The organism is Mycobacterium sp. VKM Ac-1816D, assembly GCF_000416385.1.
Lineage (GTDB): Bacteria > Actinomycetota > Actinomycetes > Mycobacteriales > Mycobacteriaceae > Mycobacterium > Mycobacterium neoaurum_A.
In genome coordinates this window covers 49,959-59,530 of the sequence record NZ_AOHQ01000097.1, presented here as the reverse complement: position 1 = coordinate 59,530, position 9,572 = coordinate 49,959, and the positions used below count along the sequence as shown (strand labels likewise).

Genomic DNA, 9,572 nt, shown 5'->3' with positions numbered 1-9,572 from the left:
CCACCACCATCGACCCCACCACCGGCCGCGTCCACTGGCACCCACCACCACTACTGGACACCGGCGGCGACACCATCAACCACCACTTTCACCCCGAGGAACTCCTCGGGAAGTTCCTGGGCGAACAGGGCGACGCCGAACAACTACCAGACCGGGACGAACCGGATGGCGGCGATAGTGGCTGATCCCGATCCGTATGACGCGCAGCATTTCGATTCAGCGCGATCGGAAGTCGAACCAGCTTCGGCGAGGTGGCGCAATAACACATCGCGTCACGATCGTGGCTGGTCCCTCGGGTACGACGGCGGCGTAATGGGTCCACTGCCGCTATCCGGGCTGCTCAGCGGTCGGGAACGTTCTCGGATCGGTTCTACGGTGATCGGGTGGCAGCCACAGATCCGACACCGATCCGCCGCGCGCGGGCCGATCAGGCCCGTCCGGTTGCCGATCTGTTGCGCCATCAGATCCACGCCGGCGGTTATCCGGACAGCCTGCCCAGCGAAACCGAACTGGCGGCGGAATTCGCGGTCTCGCGCAACACCATCCGTGAGGCACTCGGCGTTCTCAAAGACGAGGGCCTCATCGATCGTGGCACCCGAGTGGGCACCCACGTCGCCGTGCGCAAACTCGACCACGGCCTCGATGCACTGGTCGGGCTGAAGGAGACTTTCAAGCACTACGGCGAGGTGCGCAACGAGGTCAGAGCCGTCCTCACCATGGCCGCCCCGCCCGCGGTGGCCCGCAAGCTCGAACTCGCCCCCGGCTCCGAAATCGTCTATATCGAACGGCTGCGCTACCTCGGCGACCTCCCGCTGTCGCTCGACCTCACCTACCTCGCACCCGATATCGGGGAACAGGTCATCACCCACCCGCTGGAGACCAATGATGTCTTCGCCCTCATCGAGCAGGTCAGCGGTCGGCAACTCGGCTCGGCCGCGCTCGCTCTGGAGGCCATCGCGGCCGACCCGCACTCCGCGGACACCCTGCAGGTACCCGACGGCGCAGCCCTGCTGATGCTGGAACGCCTCACCAGCCTCGACGACGGCCGTCCCGTCGACCTCGAATACATCCGCATGCGCGGCGACCGGATCACCATGCGCGGCAATCTCTCCCGAAAACAGCCCGGTAGGAGCTCAGAATGACCCTCGTGAACAACCGCGTCGACGTCCCGGTGACCATCGACGAATCGCTGTGTATCGAAGGCTGCACTCTCTGCGTCGAGATCTGCCCCCTGGACTCGCTGGCCATCAACCCGGAGAACGGTAAGGCCTTCATGCACGTCGACGAATGCTGGTACTGCGGACCGTGCGCCGCACGCTGTCCCACCGGCGCGGTCACCGTCAACATGCCCTTCCTCATCCGCTGACACCAGCCCGTCGGCTCAGCCCCCACGAAAAAGGCCCCGTTGTGAAGAAACCCCTCGTTGCGCTGCTCGCTGCCCTGACCGCGACCGTCACCGCCTGCTCGCTGGACTCCAACAACTCCGCCGATGACGTCGTCGATGTCGTCATCGGCTACCAGTCCAAGACCATCAACACCGTGACCGCCGGAACCTTGCTGCGTGCCAAGGGATTCCTGGAACGGCGGTTGGCCGATGTGACCGCGGAGAACGGCACGAAATACAACGTCGTCTGGCAGGACTACGACACCGGCGCACCCATCACCGCGCAGATGGTCGCCGAGAAGATCGACATCGGGTCGATGGGCGACTATCCGATGCTCATCAACGGATCCAAGACCCAATCCAACGAGCGCGCCCGTACCGATATCGTCTCGGTGACCGGCTACCACCCGAAGGGTGCGCTGAACATGGTCGTCGTCGACCCCGCTTCGCCGGCGCAGACGCTCACCGACCTGGCCGGCCAGAAGGTCTCGGCCAGCGTCGGTTCCGCCGGTCACGGCACCCTGGTGCGGGCGCTGGAGCGCGCCGGCCTGGACCCCAAGACCGGTGTCGACGTGCTCAACCAGCAACCGCAGGTCGGTGCCTCGGCACTGGAATCCGGTCAGGTTGACGGTCTTTCGCAGTTCGTCGCCTGGCCGGGGCTGCTGGTCTACCAGGACAAGGCGCGGCTGCTGTACGACGGGGCCGAACTGGACTACCCGACGTTGCACGGCGTGGTGGTCCGCGAGGACTACGCCGCCCGCCATCCCGAAGTGCTCGACGCCTTCCTGCAATCCCAGCTCGACGCCACCGAGTTCCTGAACGCCGAACCGTTGGAAGCCAGCCGGATCGTCGCCGACGGCAGCGGGCTGCCGCAGGAAGTCGTCTACCTGTACAACGGACCCGGCGGCACGTCCTTCGACACCACGCTCAAACCATCACTGGTCGACGCACTCAAAGGTGATGTGCCGTACCTGAAGTCGATCGGCGACTTCGCCGAACTCGACGTCGCCGGTTTCGTCAACGATGGGCCGCTGCGCAAGGCGTTCACCGAACGCGGCCTGGACTACCAGGCGGCGCTGGACGCGAACAGCGCGCCCACCGGCGGTGAGCTGTGGCTGCAGGACTCCGACTCCACCCAGACCGTGGCCAACCCGACCGAACTGCTTCGCGCGGTACGCGCCGCGGAGGCAGACGGTGCGACCGTGCGCGCGGCATATGTCCCCGATGCCGAGCTGGGCACGCGATGGTTCGCCGACAAGGCCGTCTGGGTCAAGGATGGCCAGAGCTATCTCCCGTTCGGTACCCAGGCGGGCGCCCGCCGGCATATCGCCGCCCATCCTGGCGCGGCCGTCATCAGCTATCGCGAAGCTCTGGTGGGTGTGCAATGACCGCCGTGCTCGATCCGCCGACGACCGCGACACCGGTGACGACGAAACCGGTCACGCCGGGGGCGTGGCGACACCGACTGATCCGGCTGGCGTCGGTGCTGGCGGCCATCGGACTGTGGGAAGTACTGACTGCCAACGATATCCGGTTCTGGTTGCGGTTCGACACGCTGCCGACGGTGACCGAGATCGGCGCCGCGCTGGCCGCCAGAGCCGGTACACAGGAGTACTGGTTGGACCTCGCGCAGTCACTGATCCGCATCCTCACCGGTTTCGGTCTGGCCGCGCTGCTCGGCGTCCTCACCGGCATCATGCTCGGCCGTTCCGTGCTGTTCGCCGATATTTTCGGCCCGCTCACCGAGCTGGTGCGGCCCGTCCCGGCCATCGCCGTGGTGCCCGTGGCGATCCTGCTGTTCCCCTCCGATGAGGCGGGGATCGTCTCGATCACCTTTCTGGCCGCCTACTTCCCGATCATGGTGAGCACCCGGCACGCGGTGCGGGCGCTGCCGACCATCTGGGAAGACTCGGTGCGCACCCTCGGCGGCGGCCGCCTCGACGTGCTGCGCGAGGTGGTGCTGCCGGGAATCCTGCCTGGCCTTTTCGGTGGACTGTCGGTCGGTGTGGGGGTGGCCTGGATCTGCGTGATCTCGGCGGAGATGATCTCGGGGCGACTCGGTGTGGGCTACCGCACCTGGCAGGCCTACACCGTGCTGGACTACCCGGGCGTCTTCGTCGGCATCATCACCATCGGGGTGCTCGGCTTCGGCACCGCCGCGGCCATCGAGCTGATCGGCCGCCGAGCCACCCGCTGGTTGCCGCGCGGCGAGGAGACCAACCGATGAGCACCGCCGTGGCCACCGGTATGGCGCTGGAGCTGCACGACGTCACCCTGTCCTACACCGGATCCCCGGTCCTGCGCGGGCTGGAGCTGACCGTGCGGCCCGGCGAGATCCTGGTGCTGACCGGGCCGTCGGGATGCGGCAAGTCGACCGTGCTGCGGGCGCTCGCCGGTCTGCTGGCGCCTGACACCGGCCGGGTGCTCGCCGACGGCGAGCACGTCGTCGGCACCTCGCGGGACCGCGGAATGGTATTCCAGGACAGCGCATTGCTGCCGTGGCGTACCGTCCGGTCCAATATCGAATTGGCGCTGAAACTTCGCGGCGTACCGAAGTCGGGCCGCCGTGAACGCGCCGAACGCTGGATCGAGGAGGTCAACCTCACCGGCTACGGCGCCTACCTGCCCAAGAGCCTGTCCGGCGGTATGCGCCAACGCGTGCAGCTGGCTCGCGGCCTGGCCGGCGCCCCGCGCGCGGTCATGATGGACGAGCCGTTCGGGGCGCTGGACGCGCAGACGCGCGCCGCCATGCAGCGCCTGTTGATCGACACCTGGCGGGCACACCCGACCACCATCGTCTTCGTCACCCACGATGTCGACGAGGCGCTCAAACTCGGCGACCGCGTCGCCGTGCTGGGCGGCGGCGGCCTGCGGCTGGTGCAGGAGGTACCCCGGCCTCGGACCGAGGGACCGGACCGAAGCGCGCAACGTAGCGAACTCATCGAAGCATTGGACAACTCATGATTCCCGATCTCGCCGATACGATCCGCCTCGACTGCGATGTGCTGGTGATCGGTGGCGGCACCGCGGGCACCATGGCGGCGCTGACCGCCGCCGAGAACGGCGCCGACGTGCTGCTCCTGGAGAAGGCCCATGTCCGGCACTCCGGTGCACTGGCGATGGGGATGGACGGGGTGAACAACGCCGTGATCCCCGGCAAGGCCGAACCCGAGGATTACGTCGCCGAGATCACTCGGGCCAACGACGGAATCGTCAACCAGCGCACCATCTATCAGACCGCCACCCGCGGCTTTGCGATGGTGCAGCGGCTGGAACGCTACGGCGTCAAGTTCGAGAAGGACGAGCACGGCGAATACGCGGTGCGCCAGGTGCATCGTTCCGGGTCGTACGTGCTGCCGATGCCCGAGGGCAAGGACGTCAAGAAGGCGCTCTACCGGGTGATGCGGCAACGCTCGATGCGCGAGAAGATCCAGATCGAGAACCGGCTCATGCCGGTCCGGGTGCTGGTATCCGATGGCAGAGCAGTCGGCGCGGCCGCGCTGAACACCCGCACCGGGGAGTTCGTCGCCGTCGCCGCCAAGGCCGTCATCCTGGCCACCGGACCCTGCGGCCGGCTCGGTCTGCCGGCCTCGGGGTACCTCTACGGCACCTACGAGAACCCCACCAACGCCGGGGACGGCTACTCGATGGCCTACCACGCCGGCGCCGAACTGTCCGGAATCGAGTGTTTCCAGGTCAATCCGCTGATCAAGGATTACAACGGCCCGGCCTGTGCGTATGTGGCCAACCCGTTCGGCGGGTACCAGGTCAACGCCGAGGGGGAGCGCTTCGTCGACTCCGACTACTGGTCGGGGCAGATGATGTCGGAGGTGCACAGCGAGATCGAATCGGCCCGCGGCCCCATCTACCTGAAGGTGTCACATCTGCCGGACGAGACGCTGACCGCACTGGAAAACATCCTGCACACCACCGAACGGCCCACCCGCGGCACGTTCCACGCCAACCGCGGCCACGACTACCGCACCCACGATATCGAGATGCACATCTCCGAGATCGGCCTGTGCAGTGGACATTCCGCGTCCGGGGTGTGGGTCGACGAGCACGCCCGCACCACCGTGCCCGGTCTGTACGCCGCCGGTGATCTGGCCTGCGTCCCGCACAATTACATGATCGGCGCGTTCGTCTACGGCGACCTGGCCGGTGAGCACGCAGCGGGCTCGCTGGCCGATGCGCCTGCGCCGGCGGAGCTGCCCGCCGATCAGCTCGCCGCTGCCCACGATCTGATCTATCAGCCGCTGCGTCAACCGGACGGCCCGCCGCAACCCCAGGTGGAGTACAAGCTGCGCCGATTCGTCAACGACTATGTGGCACCACCGAAGACGGCCGCGAAGCTGTCCATCGCGGTGCAGACCTTCGAGCGGATGCGCGAAGAGGTGGCCGGTATCGGGGCGCGGACCCCGCATGAGTTGATGCGTGCCGTCGAAGTGTCCTTCATCAGGGACTGCGCCGAGATGGCTGCCCGGTCATCGCTGACGCGTACCGAATCCCGTTGGGGTCTCTATCATGACCGTGCCGACGTGCCGATGCGCGACGATCAGGAGTGGGGCTTCCACCTGAATCTGCGCAAGAACGCCGCCGGGGAGATGGAGTTCCTGAAACGCCCGGTTGCGCCCTATCTGGTGCCGGTGCCCGGGCTGGACCATGTGCCGGGCAAGAGCCTCGACGCCCCGGCGGTCGCGGTCGATCAGCCGGAACTGTTCGGCGGCAAGGCGCCCGCTACCGTGGTGTCGCGGGTCGCCGAGCCCGCGGTGCAGCCACCGTCGCCGCGGATCGCCGCGGTGCTGGCGCTCGACGAACCGACACTGGTCGAGTTGTCGGACTACCTCGCCGATGCCGATCCCGGCGTGCGGCGCACCGCGGTGGCGACGCTGGTGGAGAACCTGCCCGACGGGTACTGCCCGGCGCTGCTGGCCGCGCTTCGTGACGAGGACCGCGAGGTGCGCCTGCAGGCCGCCGACTCGGTACGTGAGCTCGTCGAGGTGCTACCCGATCCAGAAGGCATTGCCGGGCAGCTGAATTGCGATGACCCGGTGGTGCGCGCCGCCACGGTGTACGTGCTGAGCTCTCGGCGCGCCGGCATCGCGGCCGACTACCGCCGAATGGTGACCGACGGTGATCAGCGGGTCCGCATCGAGGCGGTACGCGCGCTGGTCTCGGTGGACGATGTCGAGGGCGTGGCCGCCGCCGCCACCGATGACAGCCGAGAGGTGCGCATTGCCGTGGCCAACGCGCTGGCCACGCTCGCCGCCGGCGGTGACACCGTGCGCGCGCTGCTCGCCGACTGCGATCCGCTGGTCCGCGCCGCCGCGCTGGCCGCCCTCGGGGTGCTCGGCGACGCCGATGCCGATGTGCCCGTCATCGAGCGGGCGCTGTCCGAACCGGCCTGGCAGATCCGGGTCGGTGCGGCCCGGGCGTTGTCCGGGGTCTCGGCGCCGCTGGCGGTGCCGTCGCTGTCGCGGGCACTCACCGATACCCATCTGGATGTGCGCAAGGCCGCCGTGCTGAGCCTGACCAGGTGGGCGGGGTCGGAGACCGCGGCGCGGGAGGCACTGGGCCTGGCGCTCAAGGATGTCGACGCCGACGTGCGGGCGTATGCCCGCAGGGCGCTCGAACCCGCCTAGAGTCCCAGTCCCTGATATGTGCGGCGGACGAATTTCGGTTGCGCCATGCGCAGTTTCGCCAGGGAGGTGTTGCCGGCCACCTGGGCGATATCGGAGGTCAGGTCCGGATAGTTCTGGATCAGGTACAGCACGATGACGTCATTGGCTGGGTCGGCCTGCCACCAGGTGCCGAATGCACCCGGCCAGCCGAAGGTGCCCAGCCCACCCGGGCCGAAGAAGCGCTCGGACTGCGCGGGATCGGTGACCACCGACATCGACAACCCGAAGCCGCGGCCGATCCAGAACGGCACGCCGAGGAAGTTGTCGCTCTTCTGTTCCTCGGTCAACCGATCGGTACGCATCAGCCGTACCGACTCGGGGGAGAGCACCCGGACACCGTCGACCGTGCCGTCGCCGAGCAGCATCCTGGCGAATGTCAGATAGTCATCGGCGGTCGACAGCAGTCCACCGCCACCGGTGCAGAACTCGGGTGGGGTGAGCGCCGGTGGGCCCATCACATCGTCACGCAGTCCGGTCTTGTCGTCGAGTGCATACATGGTCGCCATCCGGCGCCGCTGGACCAGGCTGAGGGCAAAACCGGTGTCGGACATGCCGAGTGGCTCGAAGATGCGCTCGGAAAGCAGTTCGTGGAGCGGTTGGCCGGCGATCCGCGAGATGGCGATACCGAGCACGTCGGTGCCGTGACTGTAGGTGATCCGCACGCCGGGTTGATGCACCAGCGGCAACTTCGTCAGCTCGGTCAGCCAGCGCTGCTCGTTCTGGCGGTAGGACAACCGGCCGTACGCCTTGGCCAGTGGGCCGGTGATCGAGAACGGGTAGGCCAACCCCGCCCGGTGGGTCATCAGATCATCGAAGGTGATGGGTCGACGCAGCGCCGTGGTGTCGTCCAGCGGGCCGTGCGGGTCGATGAGCACCCGCAACCCGTCGAGCTCGGGCAGCCATCGCGACACCGGGTCATCGAGGCGGAAGTGACCCTGCTCCAGCAGCGTCATCGCCGCGGCGACGGTGACCGGCTTGCTCATGGACGCGATCCGGAAAATGGTGTCGCGCTGCATCGGCAGCGAGGCCTGCACGTCGCGGTGCCCGAGCTCGTTGACCTGGACGACCCGGCCGGCATGCCACACCATTGTCACCGCGCCGGCGAGCAGGCCCGCGTCGATGGCCTCCGAGATGGAGGCGTGGTTGTTGTCGATGTTCATCACCGCTGACGTTAACGTGTGCCACATGCAGATGCGGAAGGTGGCTTTCGCGAGCTTCGTGGGCACCGCCATCGAGTTCTACGACTTCTATATCTACGGAACGGCCGCCGCGCTGATCTTCCCGCATGTGTTCTTCCCCGAAATGGGGCCGACGATGGCCTCCGTCTCGTCGTTGGGCACCTTCGCCGCGGCCTTCTTCTCCCGGCCGATCGGCGCCGCGGTGTTCGGCCACTTCGGAGATCGATTGGGACGCAAGCGGACGCTGGTGGCCACGCTGCTGATCATGGGTATCTCGACGGTCGGCGTCGGCTTGGTGCCCGGTGCCGCCACCATCGGGATCGCCGCGCCGATCCTGCTGCTGTGTCTGCGGTTGTGCCAGGGATTCGCCGTCGGAGGGGAGTGGGCTGGATCGGCCCTGCTGTCGGCCGAGTACGCACCGGCGGCCCAACGCGGCCGATACGGCATGTTCACCCAGTTGGGCGCGGGTGCCGGTCTGGCGGCCAGCAACCTGGTGTTCTTCACCGTCGCCGTCACCATCGGGGAGAAGAGCCAGGTGTTCCTCGATTGGGGTTGGCGGGTGCCGTTCCTGCTGAGCGGTCTGCTGGTCATCGCCGCGCTCTATATCCGGCTACGCATCGACGAGACGCCGGTGTTCGCCGACGAACGACGAAGTGGGCAGGTGCCGCGCGCGCCGCTGGCCGAGCTGATCCGCCTGCAGTGGCGCCAGGTCCTGCTGGCGGCCGGCTGCATGGTGAGCATCTTCACGATGAGCTTCCTGGGTGGCACCTACCTGCTCAGTTATGCCAGCACCACGATCGGGCATCCCCGCGCGCTGATCCTGGCCGTCGGTGTGCTCGCCGGGGTCGCACTGATGAGCACCACCGCGATATCGGCGATCCTGTGCGACCGCTACGGGCGGCGCCGGATCATCCTCGCCGGATTCCTCGTCGCCCTGCCATGGGCGTTCGTGGTGATGCCGTTGATCGACACCGGTTCCGAGGCACTGTTCGCGCTCGCCATCGGCGGCACCTTCGCGGTGTTCGGCGTCTCGTACGGACCGATCGCGTCGTTCCTGCCCGAGACGTTCGCCACCCGATACCGGTACACCGGCGCCGGACTGGCCTTCAATCTGGCAGGCATCGTGGGCGGCGCGCTGCCGCCGCTGGTCGCGGGTCTGCTCGTCGACGACTTCGGCGGCTGGGCGGTGGGCCTGATGATGGCCGGATTCGTGGCCGTCAGCGTGCTGTGCACCTGGGCACTGCCCGAGACGAAGGGCACATCACTGCGCGACGAAGTCGCCGCGGCGGCCTGATAGGCTCTCCGGCAGTTCGACGTCCTTTAACGATC

Annotated in this window: 8 protein-coding genes and 1 pseudogene; 8 read left to right on the top strand and 1 reads right to left on the bottom strand. The window is 67.6% G+C overall.

Features of this window, described 5'->3' with window-relative positions; translation table 11 throughout:
• The 7 genes and pseudogenes from G154_RS26685 to G154_RS00550 all read left to right on the top strand — a co-directional run.
• Positions 1-185, top strand: a pseudogene (locus tag G154_RS26685) (hypothetical protein); the annotation flags it as partial.
• 198 nt (positions 186-383) lie between these two features.
• A complete protein-coding gene (locus G154_RS00575; RefSeq protein WP_019514072.1) occupies positions 384-1,142 on the top strand; it encodes a GntR family transcriptional regulator in 759 nt (252 codons plus the stop codon).
• Positions 1,139-1,366 (top strand): ferredoxin family protein, encoded by a 228-nt coding sequence (locus tag G154_RS00570; RefSeq protein WP_019514073.1) that lies wholly within the window; start codon positions 1,139-1,141, stop codon positions 1,364-1,366. The genes G154_RS00575 and G154_RS00570 overlap by 4 nt, the downstream gene beginning before the upstream one ends.
• Positions 1,367-1,407: 41 nt before the next feature.
• Positions 1,408-2,772, top strand: a complete 1,365-nt coding sequence (locus G154_RS00565) for an ABC transporter substrate-binding protein (protein WP_019514074.1) — start codon at positions 1,408-1,410, stop codon at positions 2,770-2,772.
• Entirely contained in the window at positions 2,769-3,611 is an 843-nt protein-coding gene (locus tag G154_RS00560) for an ABC transporter permease (protein WP_019514075.1), read from the top strand. The genes G154_RS00565 and G154_RS00560 overlap by 4 nt, the downstream gene beginning before the upstream one ends.
• Positions 3,608-4,348 (top strand): ABC transporter ATP-binding protein, encoded by a 741-nt coding sequence (locus G154_RS00555; protein ID WP_019514076.1) that lies wholly within the window; start codon positions 3,608-3,610, stop codon positions 4,346-4,348. Before G154_RS00560 ends, G154_RS00555 begins: the two co-directional genes overlap by 4 nt.
• Positions 4,345-7,026: a fumarate reductase/succinate dehydrogenase flavoprotein subunit gene (locus tag G154_RS00550; RefSeq protein ID WP_019514077.1), complete on the top strand. Its 2,682-nt coding sequence runs from the start codon at positions 4,345-4,347 to the stop codon at positions 7,024-7,026. Before G154_RS00555 ends, G154_RS00550 begins: the two co-directional genes overlap by 4 nt.
• Here the strand turns inward: G154_RS00550 and G154_RS00545 are convergent.
• The gene (locus G154_RS00545) at positions 7,023-8,225 is read right to left on the bottom strand and encodes a serine hydrolase (RefSeq protein ID WP_019514078.1); all 1,203 of its coding nucleotides are present in this window, start codon (positions 8,223-8,225) and stop codon (positions 7,023-7,025) included. The genes G154_RS00550 and G154_RS00545 overlap by 4 nt on opposite strands.
• A 31-nt stretch (positions 8,226-8,256) precedes the next feature.
• Here G154_RS00545 and G154_RS00540 point away from each other — a divergent pair, with 31 nt between their 5' ends.
• Positions 8,257-9,537 (top strand): MFS transporter, encoded by a 1,281-nt coding sequence (locus G154_RS00540; protein ID WP_023985703.1) that lies wholly within the window; start codon positions 8,257-8,259, stop codon positions 9,535-9,537.
• Positions 9,538-9,572: the final 35 nt, after the last annotated feature.